We start from the raw sequence: 24926 nt of genomic DNA on the forward strand, positions 1-24926 counted from the left end.
CGGCGTATAAACACTTTAATTACCGGCTAGTCTTTTGGATAAAAAAAGAGGGTGAAAGCTATAAATCCATTAAATAATCGAATCGAATTAGATGTTGAGGAAAGTCTTGTCAGCTATATTTATAGGTTGTCCATTGCTAATCATTTCGAATTCCCTTCTGTTATTGGAGATATCATAGGAGTCAGATGGTGGGAGTTAGAGTCTAATAATTTTGATGAGCGTGTATGTAAGACATTGGCGGTCCTTAGCAGAGCTGATTATCAGGATATATATACAAAATCTTATCATTCCATTTTTAAGAAACTTAATGAAATGGAAAGAAAAATATGGACCAATGGAAGCAGAATAAAATATTGTCCGAAATGTATTGCAGAAAAGAAAATGCATAAATCTTTGTGGGGTCTTAGACCAGTAAGCGTTTGTATCAAACACCGAAACATTTTAAGGCATATCTGTCCAAAATGTAATCGAAATGTGCAATTTGGCTCTTTAATTAAAAGTGTTTGTAGGCATTGCTCATATAAGTTAGACCAATCACAAACTGAGTTCGTAAATCAAAGTAGCTTTCTTTTAACTGCTCAACGTGATTTTCAAGACTTTCTGTTAGGAGCAAATAACAATGTATTTGGGAAGTTATCCAAATTTCAGGTTATATCAATTATGGATGCAACTTGTCGCTTATTTGATGGATTAGAAAGCTTAATAAAGGATGAAGGATACAATAAAGAACAAAAAATTTTCACATATCCGCCTGATGAATTTCTATATACTGTTGCATTTGCAAATGCGTATTGGATACTCTTTAAGAACTTTCCTAAGAATTTTCATTATGCACTTGAGACATTTGAGCAAAGTGATTCACCCAGAAAAAAATACAGAAAAAAACAATTCATAAACTTTTTATCCACGCATTGTGAGTTTGCCAATGTCAAAAAGGCTTATGAGGACTTTAAAGAGATGAAAGTTATAGAGGGACAGGTTCCAAGGAACTTAGAAACATTTGATTTGGATTCTGCTTTAAAGAGAAAAAAGCATTATTTTACAAAGCGAGACATTTTGAAGTTATATGATATTTCAAAAGGAGAAATCGACAAACTGTGTGAAAGTGACATTTTAAAACCGAAAAAGATATTTGCAAAAACACATACTAATTACTTTTTCGAAAAAAAGGAGACCGAAATAGTCATAAGAAGATTTTTAGAGGAAAAAAGTGATTTAATGACAAAAAAAGAGACTGGGGAAATTCTCGATGTCAGTTGGAAGGGTCTTACATTTTTAATAAAGAGTGGTCATCTAAAGCAAAAAGCAGGACCTGTTGAGAAACAGTTTGTTTATATAAGTAAAAAGTCGGTTGAGTCTTTTATTAGTAGAATGAACCAAACAGTTTTTTCGTCTAAAGAGAATCAACACAGTGGTTTGATAAGTTTTCAAGCCTGTTTTGATAAATATGTCACCAGCGGTTTGCAAATTGGCAAACTACTCGATTGGATAATCTCAAAACAAATTAATTGTTATTCCTTTACGGAGGATTTAGCAATAAATCAGTTACTTATTGAAGAAGAAGAATTACGGAACCAATTGAAAAAACGAGCTGTCGAAGAGAAAGGCTATACACAGAAAGACGTTTCAAAAATACTAGGGTATACAGAACGAACACTCCATAAAGTGATTGGAGCAAATCTAATTACTCCAAAAGTGATAGTAAATAAACAGGGGAGAAAGATATATTACTTTAAAAAACATCAGGTCGATGAATTTAAAGAAGTGTATATTTCACCAGGGGAAGCAGTAAGAAGATATGAAGTAAATTACTCTTTCTTAAATAAGTTATGGCATAAAAAGGCGTTGAAAAATTATTTGGACGGAGTATGTCGGAAAACTCTTTTTAAGAGAGAAGAACTTGAAGAGGTTTTGTTAAGGAAAGGGGTAATATCGAAAAGTTTAACTTAGAAATATATTTGTTATTTTTGGAATTAATAACGAACCAATGTAGAAATATGAAAAAATATATCTTTTTATACAAATCTTCAATTATAAGATATAAAAAAACATATTTCAAGATACTTCCAGAATTTACATTTGAAATAGGAACATGCGCTCCTGTATTCTCGTTTTCAGAGCCATATAAAAACCAGGTTTAAAAAATCTAAATCTAACCATAATGATAATACTGGTAATCTTTCAATCTGGCAAAAGGAGAGGATATTATGAGCAGCCGTGTTCATATAGCAAGAGGCACAAAATTCATATTAAATGGCAGGAAGTTTGAAATCAGCCAAGAGATTGGGGGAGAAAATTATCTAGCGAAAGATTTAGACTTTAAAGACGTCGAAGAAAAGTTTTCGCTAAATGATTTGCTTTACCAACTTGAACAAGGAAATTTAGAATTCCTCACTAGAGGAAGCATTAACAAAAATGGGAAAGCTGCTTCTCCTGATTATTCGGATTTTAGTTTATATCCAGAAAAACTTCAAGAAAGGGCGAAATTCCGATTGCATGCAATCAAACCTTTATTGGGAATTCAGGTAAAATCTTTGAATCCATATGTTCTCTCTCGTGTTAATGAGTTAAAAGCTAGTGGATATGAAGTTTCAAGAGCTTCCATTTTTCGTTGGTTAAAAGCATATCAGGAGAGTGAAGAAGATATCCGTTCTTTAGTTTCCAATATCACTAAGTGTGGACCACAAGATAATAAACTGCAAAAAGAAGTGGATTTAATTATAAATCAAGTAATTGACAAGCATTATCTTGTTCGTGAGGAAATTTCAGTTAAAACCATCTACAGGCTCGTCTACCATCAAATAGATAAAGAGAACGAACAGCGCGATAATCAAGAAAAGTTAAGTCATCCTTCGATATCCACCATTAGACGAAGGATTGGTTCTCGTGACAGTTTTGAAGTGGATAAGGCAAGAAAGGGTATGAATGCAATAAGAAATAAATATATGGAGGTTACACGACAAAATAAACCAACATATCCGCTACAAAGAGTGGAATGCGACCATACAACACTGGATTTAGAGGTATTGGATGACACAACATTGCTGCCTATTGGTAGACCGACAATCACAAGCTTATTGGATGTCTATACAGGATATCCATTAGGTGTTTATATCGGATTTGAACCTCCATCCTATACTTCAGTCATGTATGCACTCTTACATGCAATTTCACCAAAAACCTATTTGAAAAGTAAATATCCAAGGGTAAAAAATGAATGGAGTGCATATGGGCTACCTGAATTATTAGTAATGGACAATGGAAAAGAGTTCAGGAGCAAGCATCTAGAAGAGGCATGTTTGCAACTTGGTATTGAGCGTTACTATTGTCCAGTTAAAATGCCGTGGTATAAAGGAGCGGTTGAAAGGCACTTTAGGACCATTAACCAGCAACTAATTCATCAATCCCCAGGAACGACTTTTTCAAACACCGTAAAAAAAGGAGATTATGATTCCACCAAGAAAGCTTCTATCCGTTTTAATAAACTATTGGAGATTTTCCACAAATGGTTAATTGATGAGTATGCACAGGAATACAACAGTGGAGTCAGAGGTGTTCCTGCTGTTCTTTGGGAGAAAGCATTTGAGCATAGCCCAAAACCTGCAGTTCCTTCTACAAAGCTGGATTGGAAGGTTGCTTTGATGAAATTGGGTTTCGGCAGCATACAAAGAACCGGAGTAAGACGATTGCATCTATTTTACCAATCGCCTGAGTTAAGTTTATTGAAAGGAAAACTTAGAGCTAAAGGCAAGGAAAATCGAGTAAAATTTAAATTGGACCCGACTGATTTATCTATGATTTATGTCTATGATGAAATAGACAATAAATATATTGAGGTCCCATGTACAGATGAAGAGTATTCTAGAGGGCTTAATGAATACGCTCATAGAGTTATATTGGAAAAAGCCAATGAAGATTCGAAAAAGGTTGATAAAAGCGCTTTAGCTGCTGCAAGAGCAGAGTTAGTAGAGATGATGCAAGAAGAAAAGAACTTTTCTTTAAAAGAAAGAAAAAAGAATGCACGTATTGAAGGTAAAGGGTCTGACAAAGAGTTGACTGATGAACCTGCAAAACCAAATCTTAAAGTTGTAGTTAATCAGAAGAAAAACGAATCTAAGAAGGAAAACTTAGACCTTTTAGGAATCGATATCGATAATGATTGGGGGCACTTTGATGCAAACTGATACTAGGGAAAAATATTCATCTATGGACTTAGTTCAGAAAAAAGAACAGATAAGAAACCTAAGAATAGCGCATCCGCGTTTTAAAAAAGCGCTAGACTTAATTAAACGCTGCCATGACTCCTCCTCGATTTCAGATGACCCACAATGTATGTTAATCACAGGTCCCTCTGGTTCTGGGAAGTCAACTATTTTTGAAACCTATCGGCAGTTTAATGACAAAATCATCTATGAATCAACAAGAACAAAAAGAGTCGTTCTGTGGGCAGAAATTCCAAGCCCAACTCGAATTAGCACCTTCCTAGAAACCATGTTGGAGCAGTTAGGAGACCCTGCTCCAACTAGAGGTACGATTGGCAACAAAAATCATCGTCTGGTAAATCTCATTAAGGATTGCCGTGTGGAACTTATTATGTTAGATGAATTTCAGCACTTTGTTAATACGGAAAATCAAAAAGTTAACTATGATGTTGCAGATTGTTTTAAGTCGCTTATTAATCGGACAAAGGTACCGGTAGTCCTATTTGGACTAGATGATGCTAAAACAGTCCTTGAGTGTAATCCTCAATTAAAAAGGAGATTTTCAATGCGGTATTCTATTCCTCCTTTCGGATATGAGGAAGAAAATCGAAAAAAAGAATTCCGGATGTTGATGAAACAGTTGGATATTTTGCTCCCCTTTGAACAATTGGCAGGATTAGAAAATCCAGAATTTGCGGATAGGATTATGACTGCAACGGGAGGGGTTATGAACTCAATTATGAAATTAATTAAAGAAGCTGCTCTTATTTCTCTTGAACAAGAAAAAGAACAAATAGAAATGATTGATATGGCAAAAGCATATCAATTACATTCCTATATCCTTCAAGGCGAAGAGAACAATCCTTTTGTTAAGAAAGATTTCAAACTAACATCATAAGAAAAGCATGGAACAGAACCATGCTTTTCTTATTGCACAAAATTAGGGGAGGGGTGAAGACATTGAAGCGATTGTTGAACAACGTAAAACCAAAAAAAGGAGAAAGTTTATATTCCATTTTATATAGGTCAGCCAAAGCCAACTATTTTGAACATTTAGGTTCTATGCTAAAAGAAATTGGACACTTCATCTATTCGAACAATTGCAACTACATCAAAAAGGGACAAGCTGCTACACCTGTTCTAGAAGAATTAGCAGAGGTGCTGGGATTAGATATATATGAGCATACATTAAATCAATTCGATTACGCCCTGGTTGACTGTATGGATTACTCTTCGAAAAAAGCAAAAGAATTTCAATCGCATCGAGTTTATGAAAAATATGGGACTAAATATTGCTCTGCTTGTGTTCAAGAGGACTTCTATCATAAATTAGAGTGGGATATATCTCTTCTAACAACCTGCCAAAAACATAATACAGTTCTTATTGATGCCTGTCCAAAGTGTAAAGGAAATATTTTGCTTGGTCGCTTTATGGCAAACCGCTGTAGGTGTGGATTTCAGTTTAATCAAGCCCACTCTGTTGTTGAAAGTGACAAATTAGTGACCGCTGCACAGAAAGCGATATATAAAATTCTTTTTAATAAAGAAGAAGGTGTAAAGGAATCCATTAAGGATTATTTTTATATTTTTTTTCATATGTGTTTTCTATTAGATAAAGTAAATGTAGAGGAACTATCATCGTTTAAAAATATTGATTCTGTAAGTAAAACAAACTTTTTACGTCTAAACACAGACACAAGAGACGTAATGATGATGAGATATATAACTGCCGCTGCAAATGCATTTACATCTCAGCCTGATATATATTTAAAAGAACTTTTAATGGCTATCGATAACGTCAAAATTAGTTCAATAGATTCGTATAAAAATATGTTTGGTTATTTAAGGAAAATATTAAAATATGAAGATAGCACTCTATACCAGAAAGTGTATGATAAGTATATCCTTGAGCGTAAAGATATTTATGCCAATGAACAGGAGTTGTTCAAAGGGAAACTTGAAGATAAAAAATTTATTACTCGTATAGAAGCTTTTAAGATGATAAAGAGTGAATGGACCACCTTACAGAACCTCTGCGACTATGGATTATTAAAGTTGCATAAAACAACGAATGGCGATAGGGATATTTATTTGATTGAAAAAGAAAGTGTGCAAAATTATTTAAAAATGAAGAAAGAAAGCATGACATTGAATCAACTCACAACCTATTTAGGAGTGAACTTCCGTATTGCTACCAAATTGGCTGAAAGAGGGTTTATCAATGCTCTGCACGGACCTAAGAAAGATGGGTATCAAATTTGGTACTTTAATCGTAATGAAGTTGAATCATTTTTGATTAGTTTCACTGCAAGAGCAAAAAAGAAAATAACTAAACCCAATAGTAAGTGGACTCCATTTGAGACTGCTAATTGTTCTTTACGCTCAGTGGGTCTAGATACTATTGACCTTATTGAATTGCTGCAAAAGGGAATGCTTTCATACTCGATTTTAAAAGACCAGCAAAATATAAAAGGGATATGTATAAATGCCTTTGAACTGGATAAATTCATCAATTTGAAACAAAAGGAATTGATTAAACAGTTTGGTTTTCGAATGAAACAATTGCAAAAAGTTTTCAGGGTAGGGGAACCAAGAATAAGGAAATGGATTGAAGAGGGCAAAATAAGTATGCCCTGTGAAAAGACAAATTGGTGCGGAACAAAAAGTAAAGTTTTCTCAATCGACGAAACAAGAAAAGCTCTAATGGTGATAAAGGGGTGGGAGCTCTCAGTAGCAGATGAGTATTTAAATTCAATGTTAGAGAGTGATAAATTTCTCTGATGTGTTTTAAACTACCTCAAGACTAGTATTCTACCGCAACTAGTTGCTTTAAACCTTCTTGTGAAATATTTTTGCCGTATTGACATCTTTAATTACGAAAAAGCAATTTTCAATTAACGATATAATATATTATAAATGAAATCACTCAAAATAGAGTGATTTTTTAATAAGATTTATTGGATTTTTATGTTAATATTAGAAATAAAATACAACAATAATTATTTTAAAAAGGGGGAAAGATTGTGAAATTGAAAATGTTTTTTACAGCATTTTTATTGTGTTTATTTGTTTTAAGTGGTTGCCAATCATCAAAGGTTCAAGAAGTTCAAAAACCAATTGATGTAAGTTTGCCTAATGATATTTCTAACTTTGTAAATGAAAAGGATTTTGAAAAGATAGATTGGAGTAGGACATCTACCAAATTTAACACAGGTGAAGGAAGTGATATGGTCGGTAACAAAAATAAACTTGGAATAATAGGACCAGAATTAAAACCTAATGAAGTCCAAAAGTGGTTGTGGCATTTTTGGGGAGCTGATAAAGGGGAATTTACAGTCGTGGGTTATAACAAAGATACTTCAAAGATAAGTCCTTTTTTAAGTGACGGAGCTTGGTCAAGAAATGGTATCGGTGGCGGTAAAGTTAACGGAGCAGATGCGAGTATGCCTTCAAATGTCGTTTTACCAGAAGCAGGTAAATGGGCACTCTTGGTTTATATTGATGGTAAGTTATTTGATACATTAGTGATTGATGTTAAAGACGAATAAACGACTTTAAATAATGTACAGAAAAAATTAGGCTTAGAGAGATTTCTCTAAGCCTTTTTTGATATGATTTATACTGCGAATTCATTTGTATATTTTTTTCTATTTAATCTGAGATTTAGCGTGTGATTCTTAATTTTGGACCCCAAAAGTGAACTTTTTGATATTTGTAATAATCATTGCATTTATATTGGTTATGCTTGATTGGGTAAAAAATCTGTCAATTTTCGCATTAAACTTAGCAAGAAACTTAGCTAGGTCTGATTGCATTAACCAATACATAGACCTTCAATATGAATTTCCCGGTAAATAGAATGTATAAATATGTCAGGTAATAGAAATATGTGTTAGAATTAGGATAGTTAAATTCTTCGTTAATTGAGGAGATACAGTATGAATGCCAAAACGAAGTATGAGTATCTGGAGAACTTTAAGGGGTTACTTTTACCCAAAGGATTTACTATTACTGATATAAAGGAAATAAATTACGGCTTACAATTTACTATTAAAATGAACCAGCTAAGTGGGCTGGTTAGAATCTATGAAAGCAAAAAAGGGGTTAGGCATGATTTCTCGCAAGTAAAAAGTTCTGAATTGCTGAATATGCTCGAAAATCATTTACATATCTCAACCCAGGTAAGTGGGAAGGACAAAGAAATACCCAAAAAGGAGAACACTGGTATGAGTAGGTTGCCTGATGAACTCATCGGTACAGATGAATCAGGTAAGGGCGATTACTTTGGACCTCTTGTAATAGCTGGTGTTTTGGTGTCAAAGTCTTCCGCTGACATACTAAAAGAGTTAGGGATAACAGACAGCAAGAAAATGAGTGATAAGACAATTTTTGAACTCGCTCCCAAAATTAAAGAACTATGCACATATGCAATTGTACCTATCGGTAATCAGAAATACAACGAACTTTATAATAAAATCCAAAATCTCAATCGATTATTAGCATGGGGACATGCCAGGGTAATCGAAAACATCCTTACGACTCATAATTGCGAAACAGTATTATCTGACCAGTTTGGGGATGAAACATTGATTCAGAAGGCGCTTTTAGAAAAAGGGAAAAACATTAAACTGTATCAAATGCCAAGAGCCGAGCAAAATATTGCAGTTGCCGCTGCAAGTGTATTAGCCAGGAATGAGTACGTGATGCGATTAAGCCAAATAGAGAGGCAGTATAAGCTGAAACTGCCAAAAGGGGCATCCACAGCCACACAGAATAGCGCCAAAGCGTTTCTAAAGCAATATGGCAAGGATGAACTATTAAATGTAGCAAAGCTCCACTTTAAGACAACTCAACAAATCCTTGGATAAATGGTGATGCAATGAATACATTATACCAACAGAAGGAACAGGCTAATGAGCTGAGAAAAAACGGTCTTCTAGAAGAAGCCCTTCCTTTGTATCAAACCTTGTGGGAAAGTGCTCAGGACAAGTTCAATGGTGCCGGGCTTTTACATTGTTTACGAAAGCTTAGAAGATTTGAGGAAGCCCTTCCTTTAGCTAAAGAACTTGAAAAGATACATATTGGGTTTGACTGGTGCCGCAGGGAAATCATTTGGACCTACATTGGCGGGTATCTGAACCGATTGACCGAAAAGGATACCATGGGTAAAACGCTTAATATTGCGAATCATATCCTTACCTTGCAACCTGATGACCTAGCCATGCAGAAGGTGGTTTTTGCTGTTTTGAAAAAGGCAAAGCAGTTAAAAAAAATGGACATTGCGTGTGAGTGGGTTGATAAGATAACTCCTGAAAACATTGACAGTACACCCATAAAGACGGAACGTGGCGACACAGGTTGGAGCTATCAAACTATTTGGTATTTGCATAAAATCCGTTGCCTCATTCATCAAAATTTATTTAAAGATGCGATTGATATGGTTGATTTCGTCCTTCAGAATCCAAATGAAAAAGAAAAGTATTTTAAGAGATTAAAAGCTACTGCTCTATTGAAGCAAGGTGATATCGACGAAGCAGAAGCTATCCTTCAATTTTTATGCAAGGCAAGAAGAGTGGAATGGTGGCTTTTGTATGACTATGCGATGCTGATAAGTGAAAAAGGGGAAAAAACTGTAGCTCTTGACTATATGTATAAAGCCGCTAGTTCGGAGAAAAGGCTAGAAGGCATCTTAGGTCTTATTTTGGATGCTGCCAAACTGTCAAAGGAATTGAAGAGGATGGAGGAGTCCTTTTTCCATTTCCAGTTGGTCAAGCTGATTCGTGAAAAAAACGGTTGGAGCATTCAAGAGGAAATCTTAAAAGAACTCCAGGAATTATCCACTCAGCATGATTTCAATTCTTCAGTAACCTTCCCTGAAGCGTTAAAAAAATGCCGTTCTTACTGGGGCGCTAATTTAACGGAGCCAAGTAGAAGCATGGAAAAAAAGAATAAGAGAACCAGTTTATCTGGGGTGGTTAAACTGGCTAAAGAGGGAGCTCCTTATTGTTTTATTCATTGCAATAAAGAATCGTTCTATTGTCTAATCTCAGACTTTCCTGCTTCTCCTGTTGATGGTATGTCCGTAAAATTTGATGCCATCCAATCGTACGACAAAAAGAAACAAAAGGAATCATGGAAAGCTGTTAACATTATTTCTAATTAATACTTGTACGGCTACAACGTAAATGCAAAACATGAGGTGAATTGGCATGTCAAAGAATATCTTCAAGGCGCTGAACCTGGATAGAGAAAAACTTCCTGTAATCATAAACGAATTTGCTCAAAAACGCTTTTCATCTTGTGAGGTATCTGATATTGAGCATATTAATGGAACACTCCACAGATGCACCATTCAGGCAGATTATAAAACCATCTTGCTGGACTTGTATTATTTAGAGAATGGCAAAACAACCCTCCGTCCATCTGGACAACATATGGATATCAGCACGGAGTTGGCGGCACATATTAAAGGGAATATTCAGTTCGCAGCAACGGATAGGACAGGTGATTATTCAGTATGTCCATTGGAAGAGGAAGAATTTGATTTCATCATTGCATTTCTTGAAGAGGGACTTGAGGGAGTAAAAAAGATTACTGAATCCCATCATGAGGAGCAGAAATATGTTCTGTATCAATTTCAAAGCAGCATTGCTGATAAGATTACATTAAAGTATTATAAAACAACTAGCAGGCTTCAGATTCAGGGTAAACCCATGTATCTATATCAAGAGGTAACCTGCTTGCTCGCCAAAGACTTTCAAAAATTTGATGAGGTTATCAAGAATCAATCGGAGTTCTTCAGCATAGAGATTAAACCGGAAGAAATTAGGGAAGAAATGCAGGAATTATTGCCTTCCGCGTATAATTATCTTGGAGAGAACCAAAGGAAAATCCTTTCTGTCTCATTAGCACTGCAAAAAATTGATATTCCTCTTGAGGATTATTCTTCCTTTGTCTTTCCCGCTTTAAAAACTCTTGAAGGGTTTATGAAGCAAATTCTCACATCCAACGGTATCAGACTATCCAAGAAGGAGACTATCGGAGATTTATTTGGGTATAACGGAATAACAGCCCGCCATGTATATTTATCCAAGGAAGGGAAAGAACTGAAGGATGGGGTCACCAAGACCTGGATGGAAACATTATATAATTATTATGTAAAAGAAAGGCACAGCCTTTTCCATGTGGAGGATATGGATGTCTTTACACGAATCATTGAGTCCAAACAGGAGGCTGACCGAATCATCTCAAAGATTATCGATATGATGGAGAAAGCTCACGAAGAACTTTCTAAAGTATCGCTCCCTAGTTAGAGGTCCTTTTTTAAAGAAAAGGTGATATATTATGAAAAATTATGAAATACAAAAAGTGGATTATCATGAATATCCATATGTCATTTTTTCAACGTCATATGTGAATCCCATAGAGGACATAGATGACATTGAAGAAGAACTGAAGCCGCTTTTCAAAGGAAAAGTGGTGTTCGATTTGCTTTTGTCCAACGGTTTCACTTCAAATCGTTTTGTGGAGGCTGAGTTTGATGGTACGAGATTCAATCACTCATCCTTCAAAGCTCTGAAAGATGTAAATGATTGTATCATAAAAGAAGCAAGTCACTTTTACAGTAGTCACTCTGGTTTACTGAAAAACGGTATTTTGTCCAATGCCCATCAGTTTCTCATAAAAAAGGGTAAAATGTAATACTATATATTAGGTAACGTAGCTGTTGAATATATATATATGAAAATTTTATTAATTGTTTCGTTACCCAATTGTGTCTAAGTGCATCCATGATAAAAGTTACAACTAAAAAACCATACTTAAAAAGGAGCCCTAATTTAATAACTGGTTCCATTTTGAGGTTCACACAAGTTAAAACGCATCTTGTTATTCGCAGAACATCTCAGAGTAATTCACACATATAATCTCATTAGAAAACGCTATTGATTTCAACAACAGCGTTTTTATTTTAACTAAATATATATAAATCAAAATGGAATTCAGCTTGAATTGAACTAGCGAATTCAATAATGTCATTCCGTAAATACATTGCTGGTGAGTCGTTATTCTCAATTTGAATCAATACGTCCTTTTGTTAAAATTTCAAGTATAGACAAAGTTTACAGATTTTAATAAATATCTGCTCGAAAAGAGGTGAAAATATGGCTTGGTTAGAAAACGGCAAACTAATATCAGATGCAGAAAGTCGAGAACTTATTTCTAAAGGTTTTCAATTTGTCGAAGGTGTTTTGAAGTCACCCGACGAAGTAAATGACTTAATAAAGTCTGGGTACACTAGACCACATTTAGCAGAGGGCTTACGATATACCTTAACTTCTAAAGAAGCGAAAAGTCTTGGAATTTTAGGGGGTGGAGTTTTAGGTGTTGGCTTAGTTTCTTGGGGAGCATGGAATGTTGGAAAGTTTGCAAAAAGTAAATTTGATATTAGAAAAAAAGAAAATCTCTAGCCTATTTCAGACTAGAGATTTTTCTTTCACTTGTTCAACTAGTTGGGAGCTTTAATGGACCATTGAAATATAGAAAAAGGCTTAGAGGAAAAAAACTAAGTAGTTCAGTTTTTGTGGAGAAACAATGGTAATAGCATATTAAATTTTAAGACCAAATCGCATACTGATTTGGTCTTTTATTTATGTTGATATATCAATGTTTTTACTCGATGAAGTTATAAAATAACAGAGTGACAATAACTATTGTCAATGTGAAAATTAGGATGTAAAAAGGGTGTTAATTACTTTGCTAATTTTAATCCGAAGTATGCTCAATATACCTAAACCATTCTAAGAACATTCTACAACTTTTGTAAAAATCATCCGATAGTAACCTTGATTTTAAAGATATAAGCGAACTTTATTTTAAAAGGAAAATGGAAAATTTATGTTAAAATAAATTTAAGTTTATTGAAGAAATAGAATATATTTGTTTCGAACAATTAAATAGGTATTGAGGGGGAGCGAGGTTGAAAATAGTAGAAACTGATTTCTTTATTTTAGATTCTTTATGTAATGGGGTATATACTGCTATTTCAAAACCTGGTCAGGGTGCTTGGAGTAATGCGGGTATTGTTGACTTGGGTGACAGCATACTTGTATTTGATTCATTTACTACCCCTTCTGCTGGTTATGAGTTAAGAAGACAAGCTGAAGATATTACGGGGAAAAAAGTAAAATATCTAATTAATAGTCATTATCACGGAGACCACGTATTTGGAAACCAAGCATTTATGGATTCCACTATTATATCTACAGCTAGGACAAAGAAATGGTGTAAAGAAAAAAATGAAATTGGTGATTTAGAAAAAGAAAAAAACGAAATGGAAAAATATCTAAATAACTTAAGAAATCAAATTGAAGTAACTCAGGATAGGATACGGATAGATAGCTTAACAAATCAGCTTAACGAAATGTCAAAAGTTCTTGATGATTTACCTCGTTTGAAACTTATCTTGCCATCCGTAATTTTCGAAGAGAAATTGGTTATAGAAGGAACTAAGAGGAAAGTTGAATTATATTGTTTAGGCGGAGGACATACTCCGAGCGATACTTTCATGTATTTACCTGAAGAGAAAATTGCCTTTATGGGTGATTTAATTACGGAGCGATTACATTTACCCATTTATAATCCTGATGAATTTAGTTCTATTTTACAGAAAGTAAAGGAAATGGATATAGAAACATTTGTGCCAGGTCACGGAAATGTTGGTGGTAACGAGTTGTTAAATACATTAGCTGGATATTTATCATTCTTAATTGAAAAGTCAAAGGAAGCACTGGAAAATATGCAAACATTAGAATCTTTTGTTTCGAAGTTTGATACACCTAACGAATATAAGGAATGGAAAGGTGTGAATGGCATCAACGATAACATTTCTAAAATTTATACATTTTATGCAAGATGAACATTAGAGTTGGTTATACAAATTATTGGTCTAGAACAAAAAATAGTTGAAAAACGCTTGGAAATCTCCAAGCGTTTTTATGTGCTAACATTTATGCTAATTCAAATGCGTTTTATATTGTCTTTTAAAGTGATAAATATATTGTTAATTTGTGTTTTCTCCACATTATCTGAACTACTTAGAAAAAAACCTCTAAGCCTTTTTGATGTGAAAAATGTTGTGATTTCCGTTGCGAATTGCCCTGTGATTTGGTTGTTTGCACCTCACAAGCAAACCCTTTAATCCACGGTTGGTTTCTTTTTTTGTTTGATTTTAGAAGGAAACTATTTTATCAATGAAAAAGTTCATTAGCAATAAAAATAGTCCTTATCTCAAACTTCATGAAACATAAGATTGGAGGTTTTCTTCCTATCTCACTCTTTAGGATAGAAAATCATCCTATCTCAAATATAGTGATTGAGTATCTCAAACTTTATGAATTTAGGGGTTGATGTATCAAGGGTTTGCCTTGGTTTGTGTCTCAACCTTTGTGGAGGGTTACAATCGTTTAGCCGAGTGTAATCGTTCAAGAAGCCTGAGAAACGTTCAGCACTCCTGAGATGCATTCTTTGCCTTTGAGATAAGTGTCTCCCCAATCCCCCAATATTATAAGCTTAAGATTCATTCAGCTTGAGATAATGTTTTGGAGTAAGGTTAATAAGAAAAACCAACGTGATCATGATAATTCTACATCCAAGGAAATTGAGATAGGGAGCAAAATTCTTTATATCAGTGTTCATGAATTTGAGAGATGGTTCATGTGAATAATACACTTTTCAAAGTATAATATCGATTAAACAGCTCTCCTAAATAGTATACAGTGCATAAATTAGAATATCTATTTTTGTAGCACAAAAAGTTGGTAAGAGTAAGAAGGGATACCGCGGTATCGGTTGGATATGTCATTCCTTTTTCAGTAAATACAGTTATAGAATTCAATATCGATGCCCGTAATTTTATGAAGGGAACGGACTTGTCAAAAAGTGATATACCCAGTAAAAATGTCAGCATGAGATATGATTTGCTCCAATAAATAGGAAGGCAGAGGGTTTTTCCTAATCGATATCATTTACACGGTGGCTAATTAGCATGTATAAGATTCAAGTTCTTTTAACTCGCGTGTTTCGTTTTAATTGAATTTTTTATTTTTATTATTGTTTTATTGTTATTTTGTGTAAAATAATAGGTAATAGAATCGTTGCTAAAGGTGTGTTTAACATGCGGAAGTCTTTTAAAGATAAAGCTAAAGAGATTATTGGTGTTAGTGGAGAGGGCGGCATATCCACAATTTCCGAAGTTTTTCTAGAGGGAGCTTTAGGCGCGGTGATACCTGGAGCTTCAAGTATTATTTTTAGTTACAAACAAAAAAGAATGGAAGAGAATTTGCTATTATTCATTGGGGAATTGCAAGGGAAAGTGGACATCCTTGAACACCAATACAAAAAAATGAGCGAAGATAATAAAGTAATGTTAAAAGAATTTTTTGCTGGATTAATATGCGATTATGTTATAGATGAGCAGGAAAAAGAGAAAATAAAGTATATAGCAAATGGATTCATATCACTTACAGGCAACGATCAACTGGAAGTTGACCAGACGATCATTTATCTTGATATATTAAAAAGTGTAAGAGTTATAGACTTACGAATATTGTTTGATTTAAATACGGGGTACCTTATTTATGATCAGAATTTTCATGAGTATCTGGAAAACTTGGGAATAGATTCTCATCAATACAGAATGATAAAGGAAAAGTTGTTTCGAGTAGGCTTGCTGAAAAGTTCTTTTGATGATGAATATCAGAAAATTGTTAAAAAAGTAAATGATTTAACCGATTATGCTCTATCACTTCAAAAAGGCAAACCCCAAAAATTAAATAGTAATTTCGCCAGCTTTAAACCTAAGGAGCGTGAAACTATTTCCATAAGTAAACTGGGAAGGGGTTTTATTGATTATTTTTCGGGAGAAAGAGATCTTTCTTATGACAGGTAATTCGTGAAAAGTTGGTTTAAAGTATGAGCCATAACAAACATTTAGAAAAGGTGAGTAATAATGTTGAATCAGAAACGGGCAAAATTTAAAATATCATGTGGGGATGAAAGTTATTTTTTTACAATCTATGTACCACTAGACACTGAAAAACTAGTCGACCTATCAAAAAATAAACTGACTAAGGTTATTGATGAAGCAAATCGTTTCATTGATTTTTATTATAGGGACATTCATACCGAATACGATATTGATTTAGAAAGCTTTAGAAAGTACAGCAGAGAAGATACCCCCTCTCTGCCAAAGTTCAATACATCTCAAATACAATCATTCATACTTGATGAAATCATACAAGCCAAAGGTTTTCATTTAGAATTTTTAGACTTCCTTGGTGCCAGATAGAAATCGACTGGCATAGATAGCTAAAAACGAATATCTTTCAATAAAATTTCCCTGCTTATAGCTTATATTCGCGGCATAAATTTGTTTGCCGCCAGAGTCATATAAATAACCATTTAAAACATTCTGCTCGATTATAAAAATCAGATATCCAGAGTCTAACTTTCTTACTAAATAGTATTCTTTTGAGGAGGTAGAGACAAACCCTTCATCCATTAAGAAAGGATAAATCTCTATGCCTCCATCATCGTTCATATATTTCAAATACCCCAAAGCTGTTCCCTCCTTTTTGTTCATACAATTATTTATGCAGAAAGGTCTTTTTCCTTTCATAAAATGAATAAAACTTTAAGAGATAGAGGTTGAAATGTCCATCATTTGATAGACATTTTAATCGTTAAAATACAAAATGTCAGCCTCTGTATCAGGCATATTCTTTCATGAGACTTGGAATATCTTTCATTCGTGATTGTTCGAAATGTAAATAATTGAGTCGGTTGAAGGGGAGAAAAAAGCGAAAAAGGAAAACAAATAGTAAGCAAAAAGGAAAGCTTATTAGCTATCCTTTTAATAATATGGGGATAGTTTTTTATCTCTTATTTGGACAAGTGTTTGTATTCTATAATTTCTATTTTGAAATCGTGATTACTTTTAAGTTTGTTAATCTTTCCGCTGTCACAGGATGGGGATACTCTTCCTTTAACTAAATCTTCTTTATCATGAACAAGATTTTTGGAAGGGATTTGAATTCTTACGGAAACGTCATAAGAATGGTTGTTATTATAATGTATACCAACGATCCTTTGCCATTGGCAGTCAAAAAGGGGGTCGCCCCGTACTCTTTTATCACCCTTTTATCAATAGTGGGAAAAACAAGGTCTGAAACAATGTCTACTGTTTTGACATACAAACTTTCTGCCTTTGGAACAGTTTCTGCATTAACAACGTTAAAAGAAGTAAAAGCAAATAAGAAAAATCCTAGTAAGACAAAGAATTTTTTATTTTTCACAAATTAGATACAGACAAATAAATGGTGAACATGTAATATTCAAGTTGTGTGATACCGTCGCTGGGCTTACACATAAGTGAATGAAGGTTGGATGCCTGTCATTTACTTGCTCCTTATTTGACCAACCATTTGGTGAAGTGGTTGGTTTTTATCTTCCCATGTGAACAATTGGAGATGAACATGGAACATGAGCCTTTCGAAAGAAGGGCTTTTTTATTCTTGACTAAAACTTTTGTGGATTTTTCCGACAAAAATCTTGGGTGATAATATGTACGGCAGTATAGGAATAAACTTGAAAATGGAAAGATTTAAAAAAAATATGACTCAACAGGAAGTATCTAAAGCTACTGGAATTTCTTATAGTATGCTAAGTAAGTATGAAAGAAATGTAGCTAAGCCAAAAGAGGATAATTTGAAGATGCTCGCTGAATTCTATGGAATTACGGTTGAAGAACTTACAGAAGATAATAGATAAAGCTCTCGATTGAGGAGGGCTTTTTACTTTGCTTAGTAACCTTTTGATTTAAGTACAGCCTGCACCATCATTCGAGTATTTAAGCCATCCCCCCATCAAGGAAGGTGAACTATCTAGAACCTTCTTACAGAACCTAGATTGAACTCCACAAGTGCCGTCACTGATTCTGCATTAAAAATAAAGATGATGAAACAGAACCAAGGCAAGTAAAATAAAAGAGACTTATAACTTGAAAATAATTACTAAGGTCATATGGCTCTTTTATATTAATTCCTTCTAAATGGCTATATTTCATTTCTCCATACGAATAACCTCTTACTCATCAGAATATGAATGGACAAGGGAGGGGCGGTTTGATGGGGAAAAGAAGATATAGAAGGAGAAGTTCTAAAGTACAAAGTAATATTGAATGGCTAATATTAGGAGCTATCGCTTTATATGCTATTTACAAAACGGTTCTCGAATCAATACAAAATTTCATTATAAATGTAAGGTATTATATACAAACGTTTTCAGCCTTAGATTGGTTGTATATTACCATTATCATTACATCACTCATATGTTTAATTTATATCTTTTTAAATAATCAGAGTAATAACCGAACGAAAATCAAGCAGGAACAGGCAAAACTTAGGGTACTAAGAGACTCAGAATATTTTAAGCTCATGGAGATGACTTCATACGACTTTGAAAAATTTGTTGCAAATCTATATCTAGCTAAAGGGTTTGACGTAGAATTAACTCCTCGCACAGGAGATGGCGGTAAAGATATCATCTTAAGAAAAAATAATGAGATCTATTTAGTGGAGTGCAAGAGATATAATGAAAAGAATAAAGTCTCCCGCCCTGAAATCCAAAAGTTCCATAGTGCTTTAATGGATATGGATGCTAAAGAAGGCTTTTTTATAACAACAAGTTATTTTACCCAGCCAGCAAGTACATACTCCATAAATAAGCCGATAAAATTAGTTGATTTACCTCGATTAATTGAACTGATTGAAGAAGCGAAAGGGATATAGTTGTCATAGGACAAATTTCCTGATTCATATACTTTTGTAAAATTTATGTGATACAGAGGTGTATGATTTGGAAATTCCAATAAGTAAAATTCAATGTGACATAATAGGTAGGACAAATAAAGATGTAACCGAATTGTCTAGAAATTTAACAGCTTTTGGACAACTGGAGCCAGTATTGGTCGAAGGACCAGACGAAAATGGCGACTTCTTCCTTATTCACGGGTACCGAAGATACCTGGCGATGTTAGAGAATAAAAGTAAGTTTAATAAAATAAAGTGTACGGTTAATAGTGGAATAACCTCTCAAGAGAACAGAAATGCATTAAGGCTAATCTTAATCTCCAATGGGAAGAAAACCACAGGATTAGATCAGCAGCTTGTTTATGAAGAAATCAAAAACAATGAGAACTGCACCGCCTTGATTCCCAAAAGTAAGAAAAGAAGAATGGAAAAAGGAAACCAAGTTCCTCAGGAAGATAGAATTAAATATGAGATAAAACGGCGTAGTCAAGATGCTCTTGCTTTAATTTATGAATTAAAGGAATTAGGCCATTACAGAAGTCAATTATTAGAAATGCTTTATCAGGGTAAAATCACTACCATCCATGCAGATGCAATCAAAAGAGTAGTAAGCCATTCTAGGTATGATAATCTGAACCTGAATCAAAAAATTACTGTCATAGAAAAAGCTAGAAAAACAGCAAAGTTTACTAACAATGAGGCAGGCTTCTTAATATTTGAAGAAATGATGAAACAAAATCCGCAAAAGGAAAACGTGGGTAACTGGATTGAATATATTTGTGATGAAATGGAGCGGATTTCCGAGCTCATACATGAAGATCTTCAACTACTGACGACAGAAATTCAAAAAAGAAAGCTAAGGAAATCATTGCAGCATTTAACTAATCGTTTGGATTGGGTATTCATAAAAGAACAATACAATAGAAAGGAGGAGAAAACGGAGAATACTGACGATTTAAAAAGAGAAAGATCAAAACATAAAGATGAGAACAAAATCAAGAAACAGACGATCATTATGGAAAAAAGGAACGGAAACAAGTTAACTTTTTATTTCAATTAGAATGATTATTTACTACTTAAGCTAAGTTATTATAATACCAATGAGGCCGCCACAATATGGTGGCTTTTTCAATTTTATTAATTTGAGAAGGGTAGATGAGCCACATATCGAATATATATAGAAATTAGCAATTTGGGTGGGGATGAAATGAGTAGTTTATTGAAGATAAGTGATAATATATGGCTTTTTCCTTTTAATCCAGAAGGGGTACAGGCTAATGTAGGAGTTATTATAGATGATGACCAAACTGGTTTAATTGATAGTGGAAATAGTCCTCAGCAAGCAAGACTAATAAAATCTGAATTAGAAAAAATACAGGCTCCGCCTGTTAAATACATCCTCTTAACACATCATCACTGGGATCACACCTTTGGGGCTTCTGTATTTAATGACTGTGAAATTGTAGCCCATGAACTTACTTACGATTATTTAAAACAAATGAAGAAAATTAATTGGAACAAAGAGTACATATTAAATGAAATAAAAAATGATCCTTCAATGAAGCTTAGCCATGAAGCAAAATTAGCGGCAATAAAAGATTGGGATTCATTTGACATATCATTACCGACAATGACTTTTACTAATTCTATGACTTTAGAGCTAAAAAGTGTTTCTTTGGAATTAAGTCACATTGGAGGAGTGCATGCAAAAGATTCGATATTGATTAAAGAGTTAAATTCCAATGTGTTTTTTGTAGGTGATTGCTTTTATCCAAAACCTTCTGATAATAAGGTGTCTTTAGATATACTTAAATCATTGCACCGCCAGTCTGCAAAAATATATATTCATGGACACGGTAACCCAGCAGATATTACACAATTAGAAGCTTTTATTAGGCAGGTTGAGAACAATTGATTTTTTCTTCAATATAACGAATAAAATTAGGCTGTCGTGAAAATCTTTGTTAATTGCAAGACTAATGGAAGGAAGTTAATAATGGATTACAGAATTCGAGTGGCGAACAAAAAAGATCTAGATGGGATATGTGCAGTTAGAGATAATAAAGAATTATTTCGAAAATATTTACTTCAATCTTCAAGAAAAAAATTATATTTGATAATTGCTGAACAGAAAAAACTTATTTTAGGATTTGGAGTCCTAAAATTAACTGGTTTTTTATTCCCTAAATTAAGTGACCTCTATGTAGTCGAAAATCTTAGGGGATATGGTATCGGTTCAGAGATAATTAGGTACCGTGAAAATATGGCTCGAAAACTTGGTTATCCAGAGATATATGTAAGTATAGATCCAATAGAAAATCCAAAAATGATAAATCTCGTAATAAAACATGGTTACAAAGCGATTTCTGAGCCATATAAAAAAAGAGCAACTTTTTATAACGAAGAAGGCAAATCCTACGATAAGACCTACACAAGAGTTGATTTTAAAAAGTTGATAGGTTAGGGATTATGAATAAAGTATGTTTTCTTATTCAATTGTAATCGGGAGGGGAGTATGTGCCATTTGAACAGTGTAAAAGTATTAATTCTTTGATGTCAGGATTTAATAAACCTTGGTTCTTTGCAGGCGGCTGGGCAATTGATCTATATCTGGGTAAAGAAACAAGACACCATCAAGATATAGAAATTTCCATTTTTAGAAAAGATCAATTAGAATTGAAGTCTTTTCTTAAGGATTGGGAACTTAAAAAAGTTAGTAGCGGAGAATTCCTTCCTTGGCAAGATGAATTTTTAGAGCTTCCTATTCATGAAATTCATGCTTTGAATAATAGCATGGGACAGAAATTAGAAATACTTCTTAACGAAACAAAGGGTGATTATTGGTTGTTCCGTAGAGATTTGACCACAACTTATCCACTATATTCAGTTTACAGTGTGTCACAAATGGGTTATCGCTATTTAAATCCAGAAATTGTACTTCTATATAAGGCTAAAAATACAAGAGAAAAAGATAACCAGGACTTCTTAGCTGTAAAAGATAATCTAGATAAAAATAAGAAGAAATGGCTGCAAAAAGCAATTTGCTCGCAATATCCTGAACATGAATGGCTGAAATTATTAATTTAAAAGCTCAGAGGTACGGCCAGGGCTACAATATTAAGATTTTCCCTTAAATGAATAAGGCATTGATCTCAACTAATTTTGAGCGAAAGAGATAAAAAGTTTTTTTTCAAGAACAATTTACGAATGCTGTTAAATATGTGACGTATGATAAAAAAGTATATAAATAATGGATCTCTTTAGCTGTTGATTATATTAACGGGCAGTAGTTGAAGAAGGTTTTATTCCTTACTTGGAGAATTTTAACTATTGAAAGCACTATAAATATAAGGAGTTGGTTTACGTGTGTGGGATTAGAAACGAAACATAAAAGCAGGGATTTAGAAGTTCCAAAACATCGCCAAGTATTATTAAATTCAATTGAACAAGATTTACTAAATGATGAAAATGTTTTAGCTGTTTTTTATGGAGGCTCACTTGGCAATCAGAATACAGACGTATACTCTGATATTGACCTCCGTATAGTTGTCAAAGATGAAGTGTTTGAAGAATATAGTTAAATAAAAAACATAGGGCTAAAAATTGGGGCAAAGTTCTATTTTACGAAGACTTTCCTTGGGCAGCTCATAGTATTGCACATTATAATACTTTTGTTAAAGTAGATACATTTTATTATAAATTAAAGGATATTCAGCCATCAGTTTGGCTTCAAAATATAAAAGTTGTTCACGATACTACTGGATTGATACAAGATGCATTAGAAAAATCAATGGTTTTAACATATGAAACAACTATTCAAGAGGTTGAGATTTGGAGAACAAAATTTTTTGCATATGTTCACGAAGCCTATCGAAGAGTAATGAGAAAAGAAATATATTATGCCCTGCATTGTTTAGATAATTTAAGATTATCAATGACAACAGCTTGGTATATGGAGGCAGAGATACAGCCCAATGCATTTGGAGATTGGGCTAAACTAGAAGGTATAAGAAGCAAACTTTCCGATTGGCAGTTATCACTTTTAGAACAATGGCATAGTAGCAGGGAACCTAAAGAAATAATGAAAGTGATAGAAAAAATGGTTCCAGAATTTAAAAGAGTCCACAAGAGCTTATGTGATAAACTTGGATTAGAAGAAGATCCTGAATGGGTTAATGAAATACTTAATATGGTGTAATGTTTATATTTTAAAGGCAGCAAGTTGCTGCTTTTTTTATTTTAGGAAGTCCTTCTAAACTAAAGGGTCCTTTAATCAAGGAAGGATTATGGTACTTTTATGTTGAAGCCTTTAACTAAAGGAAAGTATTAATTCCTTGTTCAATTACGGGCAGGTTAGTTGAAAAATAATTAGTTAATTTGTTTATCTTTTTAATTGATTTCAGGAAAATTCAACTTAGAATAATAAGAACATAGGGGGTGGATAGCTATTTCAAGGGTATGTTTAATAAGACATGGGGAAACGGATTGGAATGTTGAAGGAAAGCTTCAGGGGAGAACTGATATTCCATTAAATAAGTCAGGGATCTTGCAAGCAGAGGAGTGCAGCGAGTTTCTTAAAAGTTCTGAGTGGGATGTAATCATAACAAGCCCTTTGGTGCGGGCAAAGCATACAGCTGAAATAATAAATAAAAATATAGGGGTGCCATTGATTGAAATGATGGAACTTTTAGAAAGAGATTACGGGGATGCGGAGGGATTGACCAATGAAGTGCGCATAAAAATCTACCCAGATAAAATTTATCCTAACCAAGAAGATAGATCTTCGTTAAGTAAACGAGTAATGAGCGGTTTACAAAGGATAGTTGAGGACTTCGGTGAAAGCAAAATACTATTAGTTGCTCATGGAGCTGTCATTAACGTTATATTAGCTAATTTGTCAAATGGTGAAATTGGATCTGGAAAAACCAAATTGATGAATGCTTGCATTAGCAGCATAAATTTTCATCAAGAAGAATGGAAGATAGATAACTACAATCAAATATCACACCTTTCTTGTTATAACAATTAGAGGAATATTATTTTTGCTTTAATAACCTTTCATATTAAGGGAGGAGATTTTATCAAGTATGTGTATCATATGGTTCCAACCGAGCTTGTTGGAACAAAACTAATTCCATTAAATGGACTAAAGAATACTCATCCTAAATTATATGGAAAGTATATTAAAAAATATTATGATCACCCCGACAGACCCCAATTGCTAAAAAAACAAATCCCTAAACTTAACTGTTTATGGAATGATGTTCTTCACTTCCTACCTTTGCACCCTAACCATGTTTATAAAGCGATCCAAGACTTAGGAATAAGGACAAATGATAACTTAGAGTTTTTTAAAATTCCAATTGAAAGGCTTGCAAATAATAAAAATGCCTTTTATCTGTACTCCAAAAATAAATACAAGGGACCAGCAGGTGCCATAGAGCCAGATGAAATAGAACTATTGAATATCACGGCGTATGAAGAAATAAAAAAACTACCTATACATACAATTGAATATTATAAACAAGAGCATCAAAAGGGTAACAAATTTGGGTTATTTCCCTTTATCCCACATGTTTTAAGTCTTGGGGATGTTGAGATTAAGGAAACAGAAATAATCACTTGGAACAAAAAGGAATAAACTATGTTACTAAAAAGGAATATGTAATACAGCCATATTAATAGCGGCGTCAACTGTTGAGGAAGTACTTTTTCAGCACTAGGCTGAGATACACCAATAAAGGCTATAATACCGTCTCACTATATAGTTGGATGATCATTCACCGTTCTCCAAAAAATTATGAAGTTTAGTAGTTATCCGAAAGGATTTTACGTCTATTACAACATACTAACTTTT

General features: G+C 33.7%; 24 protein-coding genes and 1 pseudogene. 23 read left to right on the forward strand and 2 right to left on the reverse strand.

The annotated features are described in order from the left end of the window. The first annotated feature begins 51 nt into the window (after positions 1 to 51). The 9 genes from DFO73_RS18530 to DFO73_RS18570 all read left to right on the forward strand — a co-directional run bounded on the left by DFO73_RS18530 (position 52) and on the right by DFO73_RS18570 (position 11903). Complete coding sequence (locus DFO73_RS18530; RefSeq protein ID WP_110066194.1) at positions 52 to 1950, forward strand: TniQ family protein; 1899 nt, start codon at positions 52 to 54, stop codon at positions 1948 to 1950. Between the two features lie 257 nt (positions 1951 to 2207). After that, positions 2208 to 4184, forward strand: coding sequence for a Mu transposase C-terminal domain-containing protein (locus DFO73_RS18535; protein WP_110066195.1), 1977 nt, complete (start codon positions 2208 to 2210; stop codon positions 4182 to 4184). Beyond that, complete coding sequence (locus DFO73_RS18540; protein WP_110066196.1) at positions 4174 to 5100, forward strand: TniB family NTP-binding protein; 927 nt, start codon at positions 4174 to 4176, stop codon at positions 5098 to 5100. Before DFO73_RS18535 ends, DFO73_RS18540 begins: the two co-directional genes overlap by 11 nt. A gap of 62 nt (positions 5101 to 5162) precedes the next feature. Then, complete coding sequence (locus DFO73_RS18545; RefSeq protein ID WP_181396059.1) at positions 5163 to 6983, forward strand: TniQ family protein; 1821 nt, start codon at positions 5163 to 5165, stop codon at positions 6981 to 6983. Between the two features lie 242 nt (positions 6984 to 7225). Beyond that, positions 7226 to 7750, forward strand: a complete 525-nt coding sequence (locus DFO73_RS18550; protein WP_110066198.1) for a hypothetical protein — start codon at positions 7226 to 7228, stop codon at positions 7748 to 7750. 390 nt (positions 7751 to 8140) lie between these two features. Then, on the forward strand, positions 8141 to 9070 hold the full coding sequence (gene rnhC / locus DFO73_RS18555) for a ribonuclease HIII (RefSeq protein ID WP_219993438.1): 930 nt from the start codon (positions 8141 to 8143) through the stop codon (positions 9068 to 9070). 11 nt (positions 9071 to 9081) lie between these two features. After that, complete coding sequence (locus DFO73_RS18560) at positions 9082 to 10365, forward strand: DUF7017 domain-containing protein (RefSeq protein WP_110066199.1); 1284 nt, start codon at positions 9082 to 9084, stop codon at positions 10363 to 10365. A 46-nt stretch (positions 10366 to 10411) separates the two neighbouring features. After that, positions 10412 to 11515, forward strand: coding sequence for a type II toxin-antitoxin system RnlA family toxin (locus tag DFO73_RS18565; RefSeq protein ID WP_110066200.1), 1104 nt, complete (start codon positions 10412 to 10414; stop codon positions 11513 to 11515). 31 nt (positions 11516 to 11546) lie between these two features. After that, complete coding sequence (locus DFO73_RS18570) at positions 11547 to 11903, forward strand: type II toxin-antitoxin system RnlB family antitoxin (RefSeq protein WP_110066201.1); 357 nt, start codon at positions 11547 to 11549, stop codon at positions 11901 to 11903. 268 nt (positions 11904 to 12171) lie between these two features. Here the strand turns inward: DFO73_RS18570 and DFO73_RS29935 are convergent. After that, positions 12172 to 12288 (reverse strand): annotated as a pseudogene (locus DFO73_RS29935) (DUF4279 domain-containing protein); the annotation flags it as partial. A 76-nt stretch (positions 12289 to 12364) separates the two neighbouring features. Here DFO73_RS29935 and DFO73_RS18575 point away from each other — a divergent pair. From DFO73_RS18575 to DFO73_RS18590, 4 genes are all read left to right on the forward strand, one after another. Continuing rightward, entirely contained in the window at positions 12365 to 12670 is a 306-nt protein-coding gene (locus DFO73_RS18575) for a DUF5516 domain-containing protein (RefSeq protein ID WP_110066202.1), read from the forward strand. Positions 12671 to 13179: 509 nt separating this feature from the next. Further along, entirely contained in the window at positions 13180 to 14118 is a 939-nt protein-coding gene (locus tag DFO73_RS18580; protein ID WP_110066203.1) for an MBL fold metallo-hydrolase, read from the forward strand. Between the two features lie 1257 nt (positions 14119 to 15375). Further along, positions 15376 to 16149 (forward strand): hypothetical protein, encoded by a 774-nt coding sequence (locus DFO73_RS18585; protein ID WP_110066204.1) that lies wholly within the window; start codon positions 15376 to 15378, stop codon positions 16147 to 16149. Positions 16150 to 16209: 60 nt separating this feature from the next. Then, positions 16210 to 16548, forward strand: a complete 339-nt coding sequence (locus DFO73_RS18590) for a hypothetical protein (protein WP_110066205.1) — start codon at positions 16210 to 16212, stop codon at positions 16546 to 16548. On the opposite strand, the gene DFO73_RS18595 is transcribed toward DFO73_RS18590, so the two are convergent. Further along, entirely contained in the window at positions 16525 to 16818 is a 294-nt protein-coding gene (locus DFO73_RS18595) for a hypothetical protein (protein ID WP_110066206.1), read from the reverse strand. The genes DFO73_RS18590 and DFO73_RS18595 overlap by 24 nt on opposite strands. Before the next feature lie 1004 nt (positions 16819 to 17822). Between DFO73_RS18595 and DFO73_RS18605 the strand changes: the two genes are divergently transcribed. The 10 genes from DFO73_RS18605 to DFO73_RS18645 all read left to right on the forward strand — a co-directional run bounded on the left by DFO73_RS18605 (position 17823) and on the right by DFO73_RS18645 (position 24710). Next, on the forward strand, positions 17823 to 18029 hold the full coding sequence (locus DFO73_RS18605; protein ID WP_110066207.1) for a helix-turn-helix domain-containing protein: 207 nt from the start codon (positions 17823 to 17825) through the stop codon (positions 18027 to 18029). 356 nt (positions 18030 to 18385) lie between these two features. After that, entirely contained in the window at positions 18386 to 19048 is a 663-nt protein-coding gene (locus DFO73_RS18610) for a restriction endonuclease (protein WP_181396060.1), read from the forward strand. Between the two features lie 67 nt (positions 19049 to 19115). Beyond that, positions 19116 to 20129 (forward strand): ParB N-terminal domain-containing protein, encoded by a 1014-nt coding sequence (locus DFO73_RS18615; protein ID WP_181396061.1) that lies wholly within the window; start codon positions 19116 to 19118, stop codon positions 20127 to 20129. A 147-nt stretch (positions 20130 to 20276) separates the two neighbouring features. Continuing rightward, entirely contained in the window at positions 20277 to 20984 is a 708-nt protein-coding gene (locus DFO73_RS18620; RefSeq protein WP_110066210.1) for an MBL fold metallo-hydrolase, read from the forward strand. 81 nt (positions 20985 to 21065) lie between these two features. Then, a complete protein-coding gene (locus DFO73_RS18625; protein ID WP_110066211.1) occupies positions 21066 to 21533 on the forward strand; it encodes a GNAT family N-acetyltransferase in 468 nt (155 codons plus the stop codon). Positions 21534 to 21586: 53 nt separating this feature from the next. Further along, a complete protein-coding gene (locus DFO73_RS18630; RefSeq protein WP_110066212.1) occupies positions 21587 to 22156 on the forward strand; it encodes a nucleotidyltransferase domain-containing protein in 570 nt (189 codons plus the stop codon). Between the two features lie 281 nt (positions 22157 to 22437). Beyond that, the gene (locus DFO73_RS29655) at positions 22438 to 22650 is read left to right on the forward strand and encodes a hypothetical protein (RefSeq protein WP_309043753.1); all 213 of its coding nucleotides are present in this window, start codon (positions 22438 to 22440) and stop codon (positions 22648 to 22650) included. Positions 22651 to 22832: 182 nt separating this feature from the next. Beyond that, positions 22833 to 23267, forward strand: a complete 435-nt coding sequence (locus DFO73_RS29660) for a hypothetical protein (RefSeq protein ID WP_309043754.1) — start codon at positions 22833 to 22835, stop codon at positions 23265 to 23267. 249 nt (positions 23268 to 23516) lie between these two features. Then, the gene (locus DFO73_RS18640; protein ID WP_110066213.1) at positions 23517 to 24098 is read left to right on the forward strand and encodes a histidine phosphatase family protein; all 582 of its coding nucleotides are present in this window, start codon (positions 23517 to 23519) and stop codon (positions 24096 to 24098) included. Positions 24099 to 24149: 51 nt separating this feature from the next. Then, on the forward strand, positions 24150 to 24710 hold the full coding sequence (locus tag DFO73_RS18645) for a group-specific protein (RefSeq protein ID WP_110066214.1): 561 nt from the start codon (positions 24150 to 24152) through the stop codon (positions 24708 to 24710). Positions 24711 to 24926: the final 216 nt, after the last annotated feature.

It is taken from the genome of Cytobacillus oceanisediminis, assembly GCF_003182355.1.
Classification (GTDB): Bacteria; Bacillota; Bacilli; order Bacillales; family Cytobacillaceae; genus Cytobacillus; species Cytobacillus oceanisediminis_A.